Below are 18,074 nucleotides of genomic sequence, written 5' to 3' on the forward strand. Positions count from 1 at the left end.
GGGCGGCACGGTGGGCAACGGCGCAGGGACGCCCGGGTCATGCCTGGAAGGCCCCGGTGAAGCTGTAGCGGCTGGCGGGGTAGAGCTGGCGGGCGATGCTGGCCACATGGGCGCCGCTGACAGTTCGCCGCACCATGACCAGGCAGGGCTCGGCGGTGGTCATGGCCAGCGCCCGGGCCTCGGCCGCCCGGGGCAGGCAGGCCTCGATGGAATAGCTGGCCTCGGTGAGCGGGGCGCAGCGCAGCAGGTGCGAGGTCGGCGAGGTGGTGGCGAAGTCGGTGGCCAGGTAGTCGGGTGCGGCCAGCGGATTGACGTAGCGGTCCTCGTACTGGATGGGCACGCCGTTCTCCAGGTGCACCAGCACGGTGTGGAAGACCCGGGCGCCCTTGCGCAGGCCCAGGGCCGCCGCGACCTCGGCGCCCGCCTTCTCCTGCGCGACCGTGAGCACCCGGGTGCCGGCCACGTGGCCGCGCTCGGCCACCTCCTCGTGCAGGTCGCGGATGACCAGCCGCGAGCTGATGCGGTGCAGCTGCGCCACCGTGGTGCCCGAGCCTTGCACCCGCGTGACCAGCCCTTCGGTGGCCAGCTCGCGCAGCGCGCGGTGCGCGGTCATGCGGCTGACGGCGAAGCGGGCCATCAGCGCCGCCTCGCTGGGCACCGGGTCGCCGGGCTTCCAGTCGCCGCGGGCGATGTGCCCGCGGATCCAGTCCTTGACCTGCTCGTAGGCCGGCCGGTCGGCCGGGCGCGGCGGGTCGGATCGGTCCTTGGCCATGCGGCGAGGATACCCGCGTTGACACGTCTTGTATAGACAACTATCCTGCCGCGGACCGTGGGTTGTATAGACAACTGGGAGAGCCGCATGTCCGACCTGTCCGCCGCCCCCTTCCTGGCCGCCGGGCCCCGCCCGGTGAGCGCGCCGCGGGGCAGCCAGCTGCACTGCGCCAACTGGCCAATCGAAGCCGCCTGGCGCATGATCCAGAACAACCTGGACCCCGCCGTCGCCGAGAACCCCGACGCGCTGGTCGTCTACGGCGGCATCGGCAAGGCCGCCCGCAACTGGCCGGCCTTCGAGGCCATCCTCGCGACGCTGCGCAAGCTCCAGCCCGACGAGACGCTGCTGGTGCAGTCGGGCAAGCCGGTCGGCGTGTTCCGCACCCATGCCGGCGCGCCGCGCGTGCTCATCGCCAACTCCAACCTGGTGCCCCGGTGGGCCAGCTGGGAGCACTTCAACGAACTCGACCGCCAGGGGCTGATGATGTTCGGCCAGATGACCGCCGGCAGCTGGATCTACATCGGCACCCAGGGCATCGTGCAGGGCACCTACGAGACCTTCGCCGAGATGGGGCGGCAGCACTATGGCGGCAGCCTGGCCGGCCGCTGGGTGCTCACCGCCGGCCTGGGCGGCATGGGCGGCGCCCAGCCGCTGGCTGCCAGCTTCGCCGGCGCCTGCTCGCTCACCATCGAGTGCCAGCAAAGCCGCATCGACTTCCGCCTGCGCACCCGCTACCTCGACAAGCAGGCGCGCGACCTCGACGAGGCGCTGGCGCTGCTGCAGCAGCACACGGCGCGCCGGGAGGCGGTGTCCATCGGCCTGTGCGGCAACGCGGCCGAGCTGGTGCCCGAGCTGGCGCGCCGGGCGCAGGCCGGCGGCCCGCGGCCCGACATCGTCACCGACCAGACCTCGGCGCACGACACCATCAACGGCTACCTGCCGGCCGGCTGGAGCGTGGCGCAGTGGCAGGCGGCGCAGCAGGATCCGGCGCAGCACGCCGCGCTGCAGCAGGCCGCCGGCACCTCGTGCGCGCGCCATGTCGAGGCCATGCTGGCCTTCCACCGCCTGGGCGTGCCGGTGGTCGACTACGGCAACAACCTGCGCCAGGTGGCGCTGGACCACGGCGTGGCCGACGCGTTCGCCTATCCCGGCTTCGTGCCGGCCTACATCCGGCCGCTGTTCTGCCGCGGCATCGGCCCGTTCCGCTGGGTGGCGCTGTCCGGCGACCCGGACGACATCCGCAAGACCGACGCGAAGATGAAGGAGCTGTTCCCCAACCACGCCGACCTGCACCGCTGGCTCGACATGGCCGGCGAGCGCATCGCCTTCCAGGGCCTGCCGGCGCGCATCTGCTGGATCGGCCTGGGCGAGCGCCACCGCGCCGGCCTGGCCTTCAACGAGATGGTGCGCAACGGCGAGCTGAAGGCGCCCATCGTCATCGGCCGCGATCACCTCGACAGCGGCTCGGTCGCCTCCCCCAACCGCGAGACCGAGGCCATGCGCGACGGCAGCGACGCCGTCAGCGACTGGCCGCTGCTGAACGCCCTGCTCAACACCGCCAGCGGCGCCACCTGGGTGAGCCTGCATCACGGCGGCGGCGTCGGCATGGGCTACTCGCAGCATGCCGGCGTGGTGATCGTGTGCGACGGCAGCGCCGACGCCGACGAGAAGCTGCGCCGCGTGCTGTGGAACGACCCGGCCACCGGCGTCATGCGCCACGCCGACGCCGGCTATCCGCTCGCGCTGGACAGCGCGCGCGAACACGGCCTGCAGCTGCCGATGCTGGGGGCCTGATGGCGAGCGACGCACCGCGCATCGACCTGCACTACCTGAACCACGCCGACGTGCAGGCGCTGGCGCTCACCGACGCCGAGATCGTGCAGGCGGTGGAGGACGGCCTGCGCGCACAGGGCCTGGGGCAGGCCACCATCGAGCCGCGCATGCACCTGGTGCCCGAGAAGGACTACCCGGGCCACTTCAACGTGCTGCGCGGCTACATCCGGCCGCTGCATCTGGCGGGCGTGAAGGTGGTGGGCGACTACTACCGCAACTACGAGCGCGGCCTGCCATCCGAGCTGGCCGTGCTCAACCTGTTCGACCCGCAGACCGGCGCCCCGGTGGCCATCATCGACGCCTCGGACATCACCGACATGCGCACCGGCGCCGTCACCGCCATCGGCGCCCGCCACCTGGCGCGCAAAGACTCGAAGGTGCTGGGCCACATCGGCGCGCGCGGCACCTCGTACTGGAACGTACGCCTGCTCGATTCCATCTTCGGGTTCGACGAGATCCGGGTGCATTCGCGCCGGCCGGACAGCCGCAACGCCTTCGCCGCCCGGCTCGAGCAGGACCTGGGCAAGCGCATCACCGTCACCGACGACTGGGAGTCGTGCGTGCGCGGCGCCGACATCGTGGTCGAGGCGTCGCGGCTGGACCAGCCGGCGCCCCTGCTCAAGACCGAGTGGATCCGCAAGGGCGCCTGCGTCATCCCCTACGGCACCATGAGCGCGGTGGAGCTCTCGCTCACCGACATCATGGACAAGATGGTGATGGACGACTGGGGCCAGGCCAGGTCCGGCCCGTTCGGCGCGCTGCGCGCCCACGTCGACAGCGGCCGGCTCCACGAGGGCAACCTGCACGCCGAGCTGGGCCAGATCGTCGCCGGCCTGAAGCCCGGGCGCGAGAGCGACGGCGAGACCAACCTGTTCTGGCACCGCGGGCTGTCGCTGTCGGACATCGCGCTCGGCGCCTTCATGCTGCGCAAGGCGACCGCGCGCGGCATCGGCCAGGTCCTGCGCTTCCGCTGAAGGCCCGCGATGCCGGTCGCCAACGCCCGCATGTACTCGGCCACGCCGGCCGGCAAGGCGGCCTGGCACCGCATCCTGCGCTGGGCGCTGGATGAGGCCGGGCTGCCCTGGGAGGTGATCGACCACGACGCGCCGGCGCCGCTGTCGGCGCTGTGGGCACGCGACGACCTCGGCCTGGCCCTGATGTGCGGGCTGCCGTTCGCGCGCCGCCAGCCGCCGGCGCAGCTGGTGGCCGCGCCCATCCCCAGCCCCGGGCGCTACGGCGGCCGCCCGGTCTACTGCACCGACATCGTGGTGCGGGCCGGCGCCCCGTACCGCGTCCTGCAGGACACGTTCGGCGGCGTGGCCGGCTACACGCTGGCCGACTCGCTCTCGGGCGGCGTCGCCTTCAACCTGCACCTGCAGCCGTTCCGCAGCGCGCGGCGGCCGCGCCTGTACGCGCGCACCGTCGGCGGGCTGGTCAACGCGCGCGGCGTCATCGACGCGCTGGCCGCCGGCACCATCGACGTCGGTCCGCTGGACAGCTGGTACCACGACCAGCTGCGCCGCCAGGACCCGGCGTTCGCGGCCCGCGTGCGCACCGTCGCCACCACGGCCTGGCGGCCGCTGCCGCCGTTCGTGGCCACCGCGCCGCTGGCGGCCGGCGAGCTCGACGCCGTGCGCGCCGCCCTGCACGCCGCCACCCAGGCGCCGGAACTGGCGGCCGACTGCGCACTGCTCTTGCTAGCGGGGTTCGCGGCCCCGCCGGCGCGCGACTACGCCGCCCTGGCGGACCCCGGACCGCTCACCGCCTTCGAGGACCTCTGATGAAACGCCTGCTGCTCGCCCTGGCCGCCACCCTGGCCACCACGCTCGCCCCGCTCGCCCAGGCCCAGCCCTACCCCAGCCGGCCGGTGCGGGTGGTGGTGCCGTTCGCGCCCGGCGGCCCGGCCGACCTGCTCGGCCGCCTGGCCGCCCAGGCCATCGCCGACGGCCTGGGGCAGGCGGCCGTGGTGGAGAACAAGGTCGGCGCGGCCGGCAACATCGGCGTCGACCTGGTCGCCAAGGCGCCGCCCGACGGCTACACCCTGGGCATCGTGCCGGTCGGCAACATCGCGGTGAACCCCTCGCTGTTCTCCAGCCTGCCGTACAAGGCCTCGGAACTGGCGCCGGTGGCGCTGCTGGCGACGGTGGAGAACGTGCTGGTGGTCCATGCAGGGCTGCCGGTGGCCAACCTCAGGGAGCTGCTGGCACTGGCGCGCCAGAAGCCCGAGTCGATCAGCTTCGCCTCGCCCGGTGCCGGCAGCCAGGCCCACCTGGCCGGCGAGCTGCTCGCGCTGGACGGCAACGTGAAGCTGGTGCACGTGCCTTACAAGGGCACCGGCCCGGCGCTCAACGACCTGGTGGGCGGCCAGGTGAGCATGATGTTCGCCCAGGCCTCGGCCGCCGTCCCCTTCATCCAGCAGGGCAGGCTGCGCCCGATCGGCCTGGCCAGCCTGAAGCGCTCGACGGCGCTGCCGCAGGTGCCGACCGTCGCCGAGCAGGGCCTGGCCGGCTTCGAGGCGGTGTCCTGGTACGCGCTGATGGCGCCGGCCGGCACGCCCCGGGACGTCGTCGACAAACTGCACGAGCAGATGACCCAGGCGCTGGCCCGGCCCGACACGCGCGAGAAGTTCGCCGCGCTCGGCATGGAGGCCGGCACCGGCACGCCCGAGCAGCTGGCCGCGCGCATCGCGGCCGAGTCCGTGCGCTGGTCCGACGTGGTCCGCAAGCGCAACATCAAGCCCGACTGAGCCATGGCCGCGCCCGCCCCCAGCCACCGCATCGCACCCGGCGCCCTCACGCTGGGGCAGCTGCGCGCCATCTGGGAGCAGCCGCAGCTGCCCCTGGTGCTGGCCGACGACTGCCGCCCAGGCATCCGCGCCAGCGCCGCCCTGGTGCAGCGGGCCGCCGAGGGCGAGGCACCCGTCTACGGCGTCAACACCGGCTTCGGCAAGCTGGCCACGCAGCGCATCGCGCGCGACGACCTGGCGCTGCTGCAACTGCGCCTGCTGCGCTCGCATGCGGTCGGCGTCGGCGAGCCGCTGCCCGGGCGCGTGGTGCGGCTGGTGCTGCTGCTCAAGGCGGCCAGCCTGGCGCGCGGCTATTCCGGCGTGCGCGAGGAGGTGGTCGACGGCCTGCTGGCGTTGTGCAACCGCGGCGTGCTGCCCATCGTGCCGGCGCAGGGCTCGGTCGGCGCCTCGGGCGACCTGGCCCCGCTGGCGCACCTGTGCCTGCCCCTGGTCGGCGAGGGCGAGGCCCTGCTCGACGGCGAGCGCCTGCCCGGCGCCGAGGCGCTGCGGCGCGCCGGCCTGCAGCCGCTGCAGCTCGGCCCCAAGGAAGGCCTGGCCCTCATCAACGGCACCCAGGTGTCGACCGCCCTGGCGCTCGATGCGCTGCTGGCGGCCGACCGGCTGCTGGAGGCGGCCGTCATCGCCGGCGCGCTCACGCTGGACGCCGCGCGCGGCAGCGACGGCCCGTTCGACCCGCGCATCCACGCGGTGCGCGGCCAGCCCGGCCAGATCGACTGCGCGGCGGCCTACCGCGCGCTGCTGGAGGGCAGCGCCATCCGCCGCTCGCACCTGAACAACGACGACCGCGTGCAGGACCCGTACTGCCTGCGCTGCCAGCCGCAGGTGATGGGCGCCTGCCTCGACCAGATGCGGCACGCGGCCCAGGTGCTGGTGCGCGAGGCCAACGCCGTCACCGACAACCCGCTGGTGTTCACCGACGGCGGGGAGCTGCTGTCCGGCGGCAACTTCCACGCCGAGCCGGTGGCGCTGGCCTGCGACGCGCTGGCGGTGGCCATTGCGGAGATCGGCGCCATCGCCGAACGCCGCGTGGCCATGCTGGTCGACACGGTGGTCTCGCGCCTGCCGCCCTTCCTCACTGCGGAGCCCGGCCTCAACTCGGGCTTCATGATCGTCCACGTCACTGCCGCCGCGCTGGCCTCGGAGAACAAGTCGCTCGCCCATCCGGCCAGCGTCGACAGCCTGCCCACCTCGGCCAACCAGGAAGACCACGTCAGCATGGCCACCTTCGCGGCGCGCCGGCTGCAGCCGATGCTGCACAACACCTCGCGCATCGTCGCCATCGAGCTGCTGGCCGCCGCCCAGGGCATCGGCTTCCTGCGCCCGCTCCTCAGCGCGCCGCCGCTGGAGGGCGTGCTGCGCCTGCTGCGCAGCGTGTCGCCCGCGCTGCAGGCCGACCGCAGCCTGGCACGCGACATCGAGGCCGTGCACCACCTGGTGGCCACCGGCGACCTGGGCCGGGCGACCGAGCGCCACATCCCGGCCTTGCACGCACTGCGATTGGCATGAGGCGTGCATGGAGTTCACCAGCCACCGTCCCGCCTTTTGAAGGAGAAACCCATGAAGAAGCTGTTCGCCCTCACGTTCGTCGCCCTCGCCGCGGCCACCGCGCACGCGCAGGAAACCAGGCTCGCCATCGGCATCTCCGGCTGGACCGGCTTCGCGCCGCTCACGCTGGCCCGGGAGGCGGGCATCTTCAAGAAGAACGGCCTGGACGTGTCGATCAAGAAGATCCCGCAGAAGGACCGCCACCTGGCCATCGCCTCGGGCGACGTGCAGTGCGCCGCCACCACCGTGGAGACCTGGATCGGCTGGAACGCCAACGGCGTCGCCACCACCCAGATCTTCCAGCTGGACAAGTCGTACGGCGCCGACGGCATGGTGGTCAAGCCGGGCATCGCGAAGATCGCCGACCTGAAGGGCAAGACCGTGGCCGCCAGCGCGCCGGGCACCTCGCCCTACTTCGCGCTGGCCTGGATCCTGAAGAAGAACGGCCTCACGCCCAAGGACGTCAAGATCGTCAACCTCGAGCCGCAGCCCGCCGCCAACGCCATGATCGCGGGCACCGCCGACCTCGACGCCGCCATGACCTACGAGCCCTATCTGTCGGCGGTGCGCGCCAAGCCCGAGGCCGGCAAGATCATCGCCACCACGCTGGACTACCCGATGGTGATGGACACCTTCGGCTGCACGCCCAAGTTCCTGGCCGACAACCCTAAGGCCGCCAAGGCGCTGGCCGACAGCTACTTCGAGGCGGTCGACATGATCCGCAAGGACCCGAAGAAGAGCTTCGAGATCATGGGCGCCGACGTCAAGCAAAGCGGCGAGCAGTTCGAGGCCAGCCAGAAGTTTCTGCGCTGGCAGGACCGCGAGGCCAACCTGAAGTTCTTCGCCGGCGAGCACGCCGCCTTCAGCAAGGAAGCGGCCGACCTGCTGCTGGAGGCCGGCATCATCAAGCAGATTCCCGACCTGTCGAAGCTGGCCGACACGAGGTTCCTGAAGTGACGTCGCAACGGGGTGCGCAGCACCCAGGCGACGTCACTCCGGCGAAGGCCGGGGTCCATGCCTCGCAGGTGCACACGGCGTTTCAAAGGCTGGATGACGGGTCGAGCCCGCCATGACGAGGATCTCCATGAAACCCCTCGTCCCCGTCGCCCCCGGCACCCGGCTCGCGCTGGGCGTCGCCTTCTTCGTCGTCTTCTTCGCCGCCTGGACCGGCGCCACGCTGGGCGGGCTGGTGCCCAAGCAGTTCCTGGCCGACCCGCTGACCATGGTGCGCTCCGGCTGGACGCTGCTCGCGCAGCACGGGTTCCTGCACGACATCGGCATGACGGTGTGGCGCGTGGTCGGCGGCTTCCTCATCGCCGCCGCGCTCGCGATCCCGCTGGGCGTGCTGATGGGCGCCTACAAGCCGGTGGAGGCGTTCTTCGAGCCCTTCGTCAGCTTCTCGCGCTACCTGCCCGCCTCCGCCTTCATCCCGCTGCTGATCCTGTGGGCCGGCATCGGCGAGGCGCAGAAGCTGGCCGTCATCTTCATCGGCTCGTTCTTCCAGCTGGTGCTGATGGTGGCGGTGAGCGTGGGCAACACCCGGCGCGACCTGGTCGAGGCGGCCTACACGCTGGGCGCGCAGGACCGCGGGGTGGTGGCGCGCGTGCTGCTGCCCGCGAGCGCGCCGGAGATCGCCGAGACCCTGCGCATGGTGCTGGGGTGGGCCTGGACCTACGTCATCGTCGCCGAGCTGATCGGCGCCTCCAGCGGCATCGGCCACATGATCACCGACAGCCAGGCGCTGCTGGCCACCGACCAGATCATCTTCGGCATCCTGGTCATCGGCCTCATCGGGCTGGTGACCGACTTCGCCTTCAAGGCACTGAACCGGACCTTGTTCCCATGGGCGCAGCTGAGCCGTTGAGCACCCGCCTGCGCTCCGCCGGCACGGCGCCCGCCACGCCGGTGCTGGCCATCGCGGGCGTCGGCAAGACCTTCGCCGGCGGCACCGTCGCGCTGCAGGCCACCGACCTGCTGGTGCAGGAGAACGACTTCATCACCATCCTGGGCCCCTCGGGCTGCGGCAAGAGCACGCTGCTGCGCATCGTTGCCGGCCTGGACACGCCCAGCGGCGGCGCCGTCGCGCTCGACGGCCATCCGGTGGCCGGGCCGGGCGCCGACCGCGGCATGGTGTTCCAGAGCTACACGCTGTTCCCCTGGCTCACGGTGCGCGACAACGTGTGCTTCGGCCTCCGCGAAAAGGGCCTGCCGCTGGACGAACAGCACGCCATCGCGCACCGCTTCCTGGCCAAGGTCGGGCTGACCGGGTTCGAGCGCCACTATCCCAAGCAACTGTCGGGCGGCATGCAGCAGCGCACGGCGCTGGCGCGGGCGCTGGCCAACGACCCGCGCATCCTGCTGATGGACGAACCGTTCGGCGCGCTCGACCACCAGACCCGCGAACTGATGCAGGAGCTGCTGCTGGGCATCTGGGAGGACGAGCGCAAGACCGTGCTGTTCGTCACGCACGACATCGACGAGGCCATCGTCATGGCCAACCGGGTGGTCGTGATGAGCGCGCGGCCGGGCCGCATCAAGTGCGACCTCGCGGTGCCGCTGGCGCACCCGCGCCACTATGCGATGAAGACCACGCCGGCCTTCGCCGACCTCAAGGCCCGCCTCACCGAGGAGATCCGGGTCGAGGTCCGGCGCGCCGCCGGCCTGCTGCCGCCCGCCGCCTGACTGCCGGCGTCAGGGCGGCGCGCTGGCGGTGGGGTCGCCCGGCAGCGGGTGCAGGAACTCGGGCCGCAGCTCGGGGATGCCATGGGGGTAGTAGCGCTCCGGCCCCAGCGGTGGCGGGATGTACAGCTGCGGCTCCGGTCGCGGTGACGCGGCGGCCATCGAGGTGGCGCGCGCGGTCGCGCCCGTGCCCTTGGCCGCCGGCGTTCCCTTGGCGACCTGGTGGGACGAGCCGGACTTGCCGGCCGCTCCCTTGGCCAGCGCGTTGCCCCGGGCCGGCTCCTCGCTGCGCACCGGCGCGCCGGCCGGCGCCGCCTTGGCCTTGCCCTTGGACGTGGAGCGGGCTGCGGTCTTGGTGCGCGCCGACGGCTTGCGCGCCTCGGCCTTCTTCGGCTGCGCGGCGGCGCCCGTGGCCTGGGTGGCCGTCGTGCGGGCCGGTGACGAGGACGTGGGGGTGCCGGCGGCCAGGGCCTGGCTGGCGGCCAGCAGGGCCGCCAGTGCCAGCGCTGCGCCGGTCGCGGTGTGTTGTCTCATCGGGACCTCCATCCGACCTGGGGTGCCCGCATGGTCGGTTTTCCCATGTAGCCCGGCCGTAGGAGCACGCCGGGCCCTCATGGCCCGGACGGGCCATGCCGCATCAGGGTGACGGGCGTTCCGGGGACACCGGTTGCAGGAACTCGGGCCGCAACTCGGGAACGCCGTTCGGGTAGCCGCGGCTCGGCGGCATCGTGCGCCAGTCGGCCGCCGGCGCCGCGCCCATCGCGCGCGTGCCATCGACCGGCGGCAGGGGCGTGCCCTGCACCGGGACGGTGGTGACGCCCTGCGCCACCGCCGGCACGCCGCCCTGGATGATCGGGCCGGTGGGGAACACCACCGCCGGGATGATGAGCCCGTCGTCGGGGTCGGCTGGCCCCACCGCCGCCGAACCGGCGTTGCCCTCGCCATTGGCGGCCCCCGTCGATGCTGCGGCGCTGGACGCCGATGGCCCGGTGCCGCCGCCAGCACCGCCCGCAGGCGCCGCGCCGGCCGCCGCGGCACTGGACGCCGACGGTCCGGTGCCGCCGCCGGTCCCGGCTGCCGCGCCGGCCGCGGCCGACCCGGCGGCGGCACTGCCCGCGCCACCACCGGCACCAGCGCTGCCCGCGCCCGCACTGCCGGCACCGGCACTGCCTGCACCCCCGCCGGCACCTGCACCGGCGCTCCCGGCACCTGCACCCGCACTGCCGCCACCGCCTGCTCCGGCACCACCGCCACCTGCTCCGGCACCACCGCCACCTGCTCCGGCACCGCCGCCACCTGCTCCGGCGCCACCGCCACCCGCTCCGCCGCCGCCGGCGCCGCCACCGGCACCGCCCCCACCGCTGCCTCCCCCGCCGCCGCTGCCACCGCCACCGCTGCCGCCGCCACCGCTTCCGCCGCCGCTGCCACCACCGCCGCTGCCGCCGCCACCGCTACCTCCGCCGCCACTTCCGCCGCCGCCACTGCCTCCACCGCCGCTTCCACCGCCGCCGCTTCCACCACCCCCGCCTCCGCCTCCGCCACCACCCCCGCCGCCACCGCCGCCTCCCCCACCGCCGCCTCCCGCGGCCATGGCTTCGGGCGGCCAGGCCAAGCCCAGCGTTCCGGTCACGGCGGTGACCAGCAGGGCGACTGCGAGCTTGCGATGCAGGGTGTTCATGGCAGTCCTTCCGCGCGGCGCCTCAAGCGGGGCCGGCGGCAATGTTCTTTTTTCCCAAGCGGGGTGGGCGTCGGACAGTCACCGACCGCGGCGTCGGCCACGACAGACTCGGCAGGACCCGGGTTGTGACCGGCTGCTGCACGCCGGCCGAGCCAGTGGAAGGAGATGGGTGCCGTGACGGTTGGCGCGGCGGCGCCGACTGGCGGCTCCGGCATGGGCCGCCGGAGCCGTGCGAACTCAGCGGGCCGGCTGCGACCCGTCGAGGCTGTCGCCCTCGTGCAGCCGCTCGCGCGCCTTGTCGTCCCGATGTTCGCGCAAGTGCTGGATGACGCTCTCCAGGCCCTCGCCGGAACGCGAACGGGACAGGGGTGCCCGTTCGTCCGCGTCGATCGCCTGGCGATCGCTGCCGCAGTCGCTCTCCTGGCTCATGGACGGGTTCCTTTCATGGGTTGCATTTGGACCAATCCTGTTGCATCTCGGTGTCGGACAAGACCTCGGCCGTCTGTCAGCCCCGCACTGGGCGCCAGCTAGGGCGTGCCTTCCCCACCGTCGTGGAGGGCCCGCACCAGTTCCGCAAGCAAGGCATCGGCGTCGCGCCGCAACCGCCTTGCCGCGGCCTGCAGCCGGTCCGGGTCCGCGCCGGCGGGCGACCCACCGGCCACGGCCGACGCCGCCTCGGCCTCGCAGGCGGCCGCGTCGGCCCGGTGCCAGTCAGCGAGGGCGTTGTCGAAATCCGTGGTCACGGGCGGCCGGGTGTTGCAGCGCGGATTGTCATCCCGTGTGAATCCTCCCGGGGCGCTGGCTCCACGGTCGAGTTGCTCGCGCGCCAAGCCCGCGCCGATCCTGCCGCCGGGTGCGGCCTGCGGGCAACGCGGCAATGCATTCCGGCGCGACCGTGCTGCCGGGCCAGGGTCGGCCGCCAAAAGTCAAGGGCCTGCCGGCCCTGCGATCGCTGTGACGGGCGGGGGCAACGCGACGCGCCGGTCAAGGCGTGCATTTGCCGCCGATTCGGCCGTTCGCTGCGCCTGCCGGATGAGCACGCCGACGCCGGCGGCAGAATGCGATCCCCGACATTCCCATCCCATCCGCATTCCCGCATGCCCCTGTTCAAGAACATCGTCGTCTTCCGCATCGACCCGACCTGGACTGCGCCCGCGCAGGACCGGCTGGAGGCCGAACTCCAGCGCCTGGCCTTCGAGCCCTGCGAACCGTCGCAGGAGCGGTCGGCCGGCTGGGCGCCGCCGCGCGGCCAGGAGAACGGCGCCATGGTGGAAGCCGTCGACGGCCAGTGGATCCTGAAGCTGGCCGTGGAGCGCAAGGCCGTGCCCGGCGGCGCCGTGCGTGCCGAGCTCGAGGCGCGCTGCAAGGCGATCGAGGCCGAGACCGGCCGCAAGCCGGGCCGCAAGGAGAAGGCCGAGCTGAAGGAGCAGATCATCCACGCGTTCCTGCCGCGCGCGTTCAGCAAGCGCAGCGCGCACACGCTGTGGCTGGACCTCGAGGCGCGTTCGCTGATCGTGGCGGCCTCCAGCATGAAATCCGCCGAGCCGGTGCTCAAGGACCTGGTCGACCTGATGGCCGAGATCGGCCACCCGATGCCGCTGGCGCCGCTGAACACCGCCACCGCGCCGGCCACCGCCATGAGTGAGTGGCTCACCACGCGCGAGGCGCCGGCCGGCTTCACCATCGACCGCGACCTCGAACTGAAGCGGGCCGACGAGGAGAAGTCGGTGGTGCGCTACGCCCGCCACACGCTCGACCTCGACGAGATCGGCCAGCACATCCAGGAAGGCAAGCTGCCGACGCAGCTGGCGCTGACCTGGAACGACAAGGTGTCGTTCGTGCTGACCGAGCAGCTGGCCATCCGCAAGATCGACATCCGCGACGTCGACGACGCCCCCAAGGGGGAGGATGGCTTCGACGCCGACGTGGCCATCGCCACCGGCGAGCTCGCCCAGCTGCTGCCCGAGCTGCTGGCCTCGCTGGGCGGCGAGCTGGCCCAGGTCGCCTGAGCGGCGTCCGCCCGTCATCCGACTGATCCGCTGCGGCCCGTCGACCGGGCCGCAGGCGGCGGCTCGCGCGCGCCGTGCGTCGGCAGACCGCAGCTCGGCCGCACCATCTCTGGTAATCTACTCCTCTAGATGACTAGTTGATGAGGCATTCCATGAAGTTCCCGTTCCGGACCGCGCTGGCCGCGTCGGTGATGGCCATCGCCGTGTCGGCCCATGCGCAGGCGTGGCCATCCAAACCCATCCACTTCGTCGTGCCGTTCGGGCCCGGCGGCGCCAACGACCTGGTGGCACGCTACGTCGCCGAGGCCGCCTCGCGCGAACTGGGCCAGCCGATCATCGTGGACAACAAGCCCGGTGCTGGCTCGGTGCTGGGCGCGGAGGTCGTCGCCAAGTCGGCCCCCGACGGCTACACCTTCCTGGCACCGGCCGCCGGCGTGATCACCAATGCGATGATCAAGAAGACCATGCCGTACCAGGAAGACGACCTGGTGCCCGTGGTGCTGATGGCCGTCAGCCCGTCGGTGATCGTGGTGCCGCCCGATTCGCCGATCAAGGACCTGAAGGACCTGGTGGCCCAGTCGAAGAAGGGCAAGGGCCTGACCTTCTCCACCGCCGGCACCGGCAGCACGCCGCACTTCGTCGCCGCGATGCTGAAGTACAAGGGCGGCGCGCAGCTGGACATCATCCCGTACAAGAGCGGGTCCGAGGGCGTGGTGGCCGTGATCGGCAAGCAGGTCGAGGCGACCTCCGAGGCCAGTCCGGTGGTGCTGCCGCAGATGAAGGGCGGCAAGCTGCGCGCTATCGCGAGCACCTGGAACCGCCGTGTCGCCGCCCTGCAGGACGTGCCCACCGCGGAGGAGCAGGGCTTCAAGGACCTGGTCATCGGCCACTGGTCCGGGCTGTTCGCGCCCAAGGGCACATCGGCCGACATCCTCGAGAAGATGAACGCCGCCGTGAACAAGGCGCTCAAGTCGCCCGAGCTGCGCGCGCGCCTGATCCCGCAGGGCATCGATCCGCAAGGCGGCAGCCGCGAGGACTTCCGCAAGTTCCTGGCGGCGGAGAAGGGCCGCCTGGGCCCGGTGGCCAAGGCGGCGCAGATGCAGGCCGATTGAGGCCCGTTGGCGTGACCGTCTCCCGCGCGCCCGCGCCCTCCCCCGCGCCCTCCCCCGCGCCCTCCCCCGCGCCCTCCCCCGCGCCCTCCCCCGCGCCCACCCCCGCGACGGCGCTCGGCCAGAGCCGCTACGGCGGCGTCGCGTCGGCCCTGCGCGAGCGGATCCTGGCCGGCGAGTGGGCGCCGGGCGAGGCGATCCACGCCGAGGCGGCGCTGGCCCAGAGCTATGGCGTCGCGCTCGGGACCATCCGCCAGGCGCTCTCGCTGCTGGTGGAGGACGGCCTGCTGGAACGGCGCCACGGCAAGGGGACCTTCGTGTCGCCGGGCCTGTCCGGTGCATCGATGCTGCGGTTCTTCCGCTTCCGCACGCCCGGCACGCTGGCCGAAGCGCCGACCTCGCGGATCGCGTCGCGCCGCCTGCGGCGCGCCGACGCCAACGAGGCCACTGTCTTCGGGCTGGACGCCCAGGGCCAGGTGCTGCAGCTCGAACGGGTTCGCAGCATCGCGGCGGCGCCCTGCCTGCTCGAGACCATCGTCCTGCCGCTGCCGCTGTTCACACCGCTTGCCGACACCGACCCCCAGGACTGGGGCGACCTGCTGTACCCGCTGTACCAGCAGCGCTGCGGCGTGCTGGTGCACCAGGCCGAGGACCACCTGAGCTTCGCGCAACTGACCGCGGCGCAGGCGCAGCGCCTGCAGCTGGAGCCAGGGCATCCCTGCGTGGTCGTGCGCCGCACGGCCCGCGACCGCACCGGCCGCTGCGTGGAACTTCGCACGACCCGCGGCGACGCGTTCGCCTTCGAATACACGGCCCAGGTGCGCTGAACGAAAGGAGATCCGATGTCCAACCATCCCGTCAGCAGGCCACGCCGCCAGGCGCTGGGGGCCGGCGTCGCCGCACTGGTCGCGCCGGGCCTCGTCCTGGCACAGGGCGCCGCCCGGACCGTGAGCCTGGTCGTGTCCTATCCGCCCGGCGGCGGCGCCGACCTGGTCGCCCGGCTCATCGCGCCGGTGATGGCCAGGTCGCTCGGGCAGGCCGTCATCGTCGACAACCGGCCCGGCGGCAGCGGCCAGATCGCCGCCGCCCTGGTGGCCCGGGCCGCGCCCGACGGCAGCACCCTGCTGCTGGACGCCTCCTCGTTCGCGGTCAATCCGTCGCTGTTTCCGAAGCTGCCGTACGACAGCCAGAAGGACTTCGCGCCGCTCGGCGTCGTGGCCCTGTTCCCCAACGTGCTGGTCTGCACCTCCGCCTTCGCGGCGCGCAGCGTGCGCGACCTGGTCCGGATGGCCAAGGCCACGCCGGGCAAGATCGCCTATGCCTCCTCGGGCAACGGCTCGGCGCAGCACCTGGCGGGCGCCCTGTTCGAACGCCGCGCCGGCGTCGACCTGGTGCACGTGCCGTACCGGGGCGGCGGCCCGGCGCTCAACGACGTGATCGGCGGCCAGGTGCCGCTGTTCTTCGCCAATGTCGCCTCCTCGCTCGGGCACATCGAGTCGGGCCGGCTGCGGCCGCTCGCGGTGACGGCCAGGGTGCGGGCGCGGGCGCTGCCGCAGGTCCCGACGATGGAGGAAGCGGGCGTGCCGGGCTACGAGGTGCTCGAGTGGAATCCGCTGCTGGCGCCGGCGGCCACGCCGGCTCCCGTGCAGGCGCGCCTGCGGGCCGCCCTGCACGCAGCGGTCAGCGACCCGGAGGTGCTGGCGCGCATCCGCGCCCTCAGCGGTGAACCGTTCACGGACGACGATCCGGCGAAGGTGGCGGCCTTCCTGCAGCGCCAACGCGAGCAGTGGGGCACGCTGGTGCGCGAGCGGCACATCACCGCCGGATGACGCAGCCGCCCGACACCGGCACGCCCGCCGACCGGTGGGATGGCCACGTGCACGTCTTCGAGGCGGCCGCGCCGACGCGCGCGGGCCACTATGCACCGCCGCCGGCCCGCCTCGACACCATCGAGCGCCTGGCGGCCGACCATGGCATCGGTCGCCTGGTGCTGGTGCAGCCGAGCGTGTACGGCCACGACAACAGCGTCCTGGAACGGGCGCTGCGCGCCTCGGCCGGGACGCACCGGGGCGTCGCCGTCGTCGCGCCGGACGTGGACGACGCGACGCTCGATCACCTGCACCGGGCCGGCGTGCGCGGCGTCCGCTTCAACCTCGTCTCCCCGGTCGGCAATGACGCCGCGCAACTGCCCCGGCTGGCCCCGCGCCTGCGCGCCCTTGGCTGGCACGTGCAGTGGTACGCCAGCCGGTCGCACCTGCCACGCATTGCCGAGCTGCAGGCCCACACGCGGCTGACCTTCGTGCTCGACCACCTCGCGGGATGGCGGGTCGACGAGCCGGCGTCGGATGACAGCCGGCGCGCCCTGCTTCACCTCGCGGCGGCCGGCGCCTGGGTGAAGCTCTCCGGCTGGTACCGGCTCGGTGCGGCGGCGCCGTACCAGGCGCTCGTGCCAGCAATCCGCGACGTGGCCGAGCTGTTCGGCGATCGCCTGGTGTGGGGGTCCGACTGGCCGCACACGGGACAGCCGCCGCAGGCGCCGCCGCGCTACGCGTCGCTGCTGCAGCCGGTCCGCGAGGCCCTGGGCGAGCGCCGGCTGGCCGGGTGCCTGGGCGCGGCGCGCCTGTACGCCTGAAGCCCGAGCATCGGCGCCGTCCGACAGCGGGATGGCCTGGGCCTCCCACCCCGGCGCCCGTCGGCCGCGCTAGCGTGCCGGCATGGCCGCCTCCACCAACACCTTCTCCGACGCGCTCGCCGACGCCAAGCCGCAGGCGCTCAACCGCTACGACAACCCGGCGCCGCTGTTCCCCGGCGAACACTGGGTCGACCTGGCCGGCGGCATCGCCGCCTGGCTGCTCACGCGCAAGCATCCCTCGCTGGCCGTGCGGACCCTCGGCACCTTCCTCGGTGCCACCCTGGTCGCCCGCGCCGCCCACGGGCGCCGGCGCATGAGCAGCATCCTGCGGTGGACGCCGATCGGCGGCGGGATCCAGCGGCATTGAAGGGCGCGGCGCGCGCTGCGTCGCTGCTCGTGTTCAGGCGCCGGCTGCACGGCGCCCGGCTCCTGGCCTGTCCGTCCTAGCCTTGGGCCAACCGCTCCGCCGCGTCGTCGGCGCCCATGCGGCGCGCGGCCTCGGCGGCCGACAGCCCGGTGGCATCGCGCAGGTCGGCGCGGGCGCCGCGTTCGAGCAGGAACTCGATCACGTCCAGGCGGTTGAACATGGCCGCAGTCATCAGCGCGGTGCGGCCGTCGGGACCGTGGCCGTCGACCTGGGCGCCGTGGTCGAGCAGCACGCGCACGATGCCGGTGAAGCCCTTGAAGGCGGCCCCCACCAGCGGGGTCTGGCCGCGGTCGTTGGCGAGTTCGGGGTCGGCGCCGGCGAGCAGCAGGGCCCGGGTGACGTCCACCCAGCCGTGGTAGGCCGCCAGCATCAGCAGGGTGTCGCCGTTCTCGTTGCGCAGGTTGGGCGGCAGGCCGCGGTCCAGCAGCGGCTGCAGCGCCGCGACGTCGCCGGCGCGCACGCACTGGAACACCTGGCGCGCCAGCCGCAGGGTGTCCTCGTCGGGCGCGGCAGGGGACTGCGGGCCCGGCGTGCGGGAGACCGGATCGAAGAGCGACGGCATCGCAGGACGATAGCGCCGCGGG

20 protein-coding genes are annotated in these 18,074 nt (G+C 73.2%); 14 read left to right on the forward strand and 6 right to left on the reverse strand.

Features of this window, described 5'->3' with window-relative positions; all coding sequences use genetic code 11:
* Nucleotides 1-37: 37 nt before the first annotated feature.
* Nucleotides 38-772, reverse strand: coding sequence for a histidine utilization repressor (gene hutC / locus GON04_RS24695; protein WP_157400599.1), 735 nt, complete (start codon nt 770-772; stop codon nt 38-40).
* 87 nt (nt 773-859) lie between these two features.
* Here hutC and hutU point away from each other — a divergent pair, with 87 nt between their 5' ends.
* From hutU to GON04_RS24735, 8 genes are all read left to right on the forward strand, one after another.
* Nucleotides 860-2,566, forward strand: a complete 1,707-nt coding sequence (gene hutU, locus GON04_RS24700; RefSeq protein WP_157400600.1) for a urocanate hydratase — start codon at nt 860-862, stop codon at nt 2,564-2,566.
* Nucleotides 2,566-3,579 carry an ornithine cyclodeaminase family protein gene (locus GON04_RS24705; protein ID WP_157400601.1) on the forward strand — a complete coding sequence of 338 codons (1,014 nt, stop codon included), beginning with the start codon at nt 2,566-2,568 and terminating at the stop codon, nt 3,577-3,579. Before hutU ends, GON04_RS24705 begins: the two co-directional genes overlap by 1 nt.
* 9 nt (nt 3,580-3,588) lie before the next feature.
* On the forward strand, nt 3,589-4,386 hold the full coding sequence (locus GON04_RS24710) for a phosphate/phosphite/phosphonate ABC transporter substrate-binding protein (RefSeq protein WP_157400602.1): 798 nt from the start codon (nt 3,589-3,591) through the stop codon (nt 4,384-4,386).
* The gene (locus GON04_RS24715; RefSeq protein WP_157400603.1) at nt 4,386-5,351 is read left to right on the forward strand and encodes a tripartite tricarboxylate transporter substrate binding protein; all 966 of its coding nucleotides are present in this window, start codon (nt 4,386-4,388) and stop codon (nt 5,349-5,351) included. The genes GON04_RS24710 and GON04_RS24715 overlap by 1 nt, the downstream gene beginning before the upstream one ends.
* Before the next feature lie 3 nt (nt 5,352-5,354).
* Nucleotides 5,355-6,917, forward strand: coding sequence for a histidine ammonia-lyase (gene hutH, locus GON04_RS24720; protein ID WP_157400604.1), 1,563 nt, complete (start codon nt 5,355-5,357; stop codon nt 6,915-6,917).
* A gap of 51 nt (nt 6,918-6,968) precedes the next feature.
* Nucleotides 6,969-7,913, forward strand: coding sequence for an ABC transporter substrate-binding protein (locus GON04_RS24725; RefSeq protein WP_157400605.1), 945 nt, complete (start codon nt 6,969-6,971; stop codon nt 7,911-7,913).
* A gap of 127 nt (nt 7,914-8,040) precedes the next feature.
* A complete protein-coding gene (locus GON04_RS24730; RefSeq protein WP_157400606.1) occupies nt 8,041-8,820 on the forward strand; it encodes an ABC transporter permease in 780 nt (259 codons plus the stop codon).
* A complete protein-coding gene (locus GON04_RS24735) occupies nt 8,799-9,638 on the forward strand; it encodes an ABC transporter ATP-binding protein (protein WP_157400607.1) in 840 nt (279 codons plus the stop codon). Before GON04_RS24730 ends, GON04_RS24735 begins: the two co-directional genes overlap by 22 nt.
* 9 nt (nt 9,639-9,647) lie before the next feature.
* Here GON04_RS24735 and GON04_RS24740 read toward each other — a convergent pair whose 3' ends face one another.
* The 4 genes from GON04_RS24740 to GON04_RS24755 all read right to left on the reverse strand — a co-directional run bounded on the left by GON04_RS24740 (nt 9,648) and on the right by GON04_RS24755 (nt 12,056).
* Nucleotides 9,648-10,169: a hypothetical protein gene (locus GON04_RS24740; protein ID WP_157400608.1), complete on the reverse strand. Its 522-nt coding sequence runs from the start codon at nt 10,167-10,169 to the stop codon at nt 9,648-9,650.
* A gap of 103 nt (nt 10,170-10,272) precedes the next feature.
* Nucleotides 10,273-10,551 (reverse strand): hypothetical protein, encoded by a 279-nt coding sequence (locus tag GON04_RS24745; protein WP_157400609.1) that lies wholly within the window; start codon nt 10,549-10,551, stop codon nt 10,273-10,275.
* 999 nt (nt 10,552-11,550) lie between these two features.
* Nucleotides 11,551-11,742, reverse strand: a complete 192-nt coding sequence (locus GON04_RS24750; RefSeq protein ID WP_157400610.1) for a hypothetical protein — start codon at nt 11,740-11,742, stop codon at nt 11,551-11,553.
* Nucleotides 11,743-11,840: 98 nt separating this feature from the next.
* A complete protein-coding gene (locus tag GON04_RS24755; RefSeq protein WP_157400611.1) occupies nt 11,841-12,056 on the reverse strand; it encodes a hypothetical protein in 216 nt (71 codons plus the stop codon).
* A 354-nt stretch (nt 12,057-12,410) separates the two neighbouring features.
* Here GON04_RS24755 and GON04_RS24760 point away from each other — a divergent pair, with 354 nt between their 5' ends.
* The 6 genes from GON04_RS24760 (at nt 12,411) to GON04_RS24785 (ending at nt 17,430) form a co-directional block, all read left to right on the forward strand.
* Nucleotides 12,411-13,322 (forward strand): recombination-associated protein RdgC, encoded by a 912-nt coding sequence (locus GON04_RS24760; protein ID WP_232533179.1) that lies wholly within the window; start codon nt 12,411-12,413, stop codon nt 13,320-13,322.
* A gap of 152 nt (nt 13,323-13,474) precedes the next feature.
* A complete protein-coding gene (locus tag GON04_RS24765; protein ID WP_157400613.1) occupies nt 13,475-14,434 on the forward strand; it encodes a Bug family tripartite tricarboxylate transporter substrate binding protein in 960 nt (319 codons plus the stop codon).
* Nucleotides 14,435-14,445: 11 nt separating this feature from the next.
* A complete protein-coding gene (locus tag GON04_RS24770) occupies nt 14,446-15,258 on the forward strand; it encodes a UTRA domain-containing protein (protein WP_181653755.1) in 813 nt (270 codons plus the stop codon).
* Nucleotides 15,259-15,273: 15 nt separating this feature from the next.
* Nucleotides 15,274-16,260 (forward strand): tripartite tricarboxylate transporter substrate binding protein, encoded by a 987-nt coding sequence (locus tag GON04_RS24775; RefSeq protein WP_157400615.1) that lies wholly within the window; start codon nt 15,274-15,276, stop codon nt 16,258-16,260.
* Entirely contained in the window at nt 16,257-17,063 is an 807-nt protein-coding gene (locus GON04_RS24780) for an amidohydrolase family protein (RefSeq protein WP_157400616.1), read from the forward strand. The genes GON04_RS24775 and GON04_RS24780 overlap by 4 nt, the downstream gene beginning before the upstream one ends.
* A gap of 82 nt (nt 17,064-17,145) precedes the next feature.
* Nucleotides 17,146-17,430 (forward strand): hypothetical protein, encoded by a 285-nt coding sequence (locus GON04_RS24785; protein WP_157400617.1) that lies wholly within the window; start codon nt 17,146-17,148, stop codon nt 17,428-17,430.
* 76 nt (nt 17,431-17,506) lie between these two features.
* On the opposite strand, the gene GON04_RS24790 is transcribed toward GON04_RS24785, so the two are convergent.
* Nucleotides 17,507-18,052: an ankyrin repeat domain-containing protein gene (locus GON04_RS24790; protein ID WP_157400618.1), complete on the reverse strand. Its 546-nt coding sequence runs from the start codon at nt 18,050-18,052 to the stop codon at nt 17,507-17,509.
* Nucleotides 18,053-18,074 lie beyond the last annotated feature (22 nt).

It is taken from the genome of Ramlibacter pinisoli (assembly GCF_009758015.1).
Lineage (GTDB): Bacteria > Pseudomonadota > Gammaproteobacteria > Burkholderiales > Burkholderiaceae_C > Ramlibacter > Ramlibacter pinisoli.

Excerpts from the sequence above, each read along its gene's own strand:
- hutC (WP_157400599.1), bottom strand. The coding sequence starts at position 772 with ATGGCCAAGGACCGATCCGACCCGCCGCGCCCGGCCGACCGGCCGGCC.
- hutU (WP_157400600.1), top strand. The coding sequence starts at position 860 with ATGTCCGACCTGTCCGCCGCCCCCTTCCTGGCCGCCGGGCCCCGCCCG.
- GON04_RS24705 (WP_157400601.1), top strand. The coding sequence starts at position 2,566 with ATGGCGAGCGACGCACCGCGCATCGACCTGCACTACCTGAACCACGCC.
- GON04_RS24710 (WP_157400602.1), top strand. The coding sequence starts at position 3,589 with ATGCCGGTCGCCAACGCCCGCATGTACTCGGCCACGCCGGCCGGCAAG.
- GON04_RS24715 (WP_157400603.1), top strand. The coding sequence starts at position 4,386 with ATGAAACGCCTGCTGCTCGCCCTGGCCGCCACCCTGGCCACCACGCTC.
- hutH (WP_157400604.1), top strand. The coding sequence starts at position 5,355 with ATGGCCGCGCCCGCCCCCAGCCACCGCATCGCACCCGGCGCCCTCACG.
- GON04_RS24725 (WP_157400605.1), top strand. The coding sequence starts at position 6,969 with ATGAAGAAGCTGTTCGCCCTCACGTTCGTCGCCCTCGCCGCGGCCACC.
- GON04_RS24730 (WP_157400606.1), top strand. The coding sequence starts at position 8,041 with ATGAAACCCCTCGTCCCCGTCGCCCCCGGCACCCGGCTCGCGCTGGGC.
- GON04_RS24735 (WP_157400607.1), top strand. The coding sequence starts at position 8,799 with ATGGGCGCAGCTGAGCCGTTGAGCACCCGCCTGCGCTCCGCCGGCACG.
- GON04_RS24740 (WP_157400608.1), bottom strand. The coding sequence starts at position 10,169 with ATGAGACAACACACCGCGACCGGCGCAGCGCTGGCACTGGCGGCCCTG.
- GON04_RS24750 (WP_157400610.1), bottom strand. The coding sequence starts at position 11,742 with ATGAGCCAGGAGAGCGACTGCGGCAGCGATCGCCAGGCGATCGACGCG.
- GON04_RS24760 (WP_232533179.1), top strand. The coding sequence starts at position 12,411 with ATGCCCCTGTTCAAGAACATCGTCGTCTTCCGCATCGACCCGACCTGG.
- GON04_RS24765 (WP_157400613.1), top strand. The coding sequence starts at position 13,475 with ATGAAGTTCCCGTTCCGGACCGCGCTGGCCGCGTCGGTGATGGCCATC.
- GON04_RS24775 (WP_157400615.1), top strand. The coding sequence starts at position 15,274 with ATGTCCAACCATCCCGTCAGCAGGCCACGCCGCCAGGCGCTGGGGGCC.
- GON04_RS24780 (WP_157400616.1), top strand. The coding sequence starts at position 16,257 with ATGACGCAGCCGCCCGACACCGGCACGCCCGCCGACCGGTGGGATGGC.
- GON04_RS24785 (WP_157400617.1), top strand. The coding sequence starts at position 17,146 with ATGGCCGCCTCCACCAACACCTTCTCCGACGCGCTCGCCGACGCCAAG.
- GON04_RS24790 (WP_157400618.1), bottom strand. The coding sequence starts at position 18,052 with ATGCCGTCGCTCTTCGATCCGGTCTCCCGCACGCCGGGCCCGCAGTCC.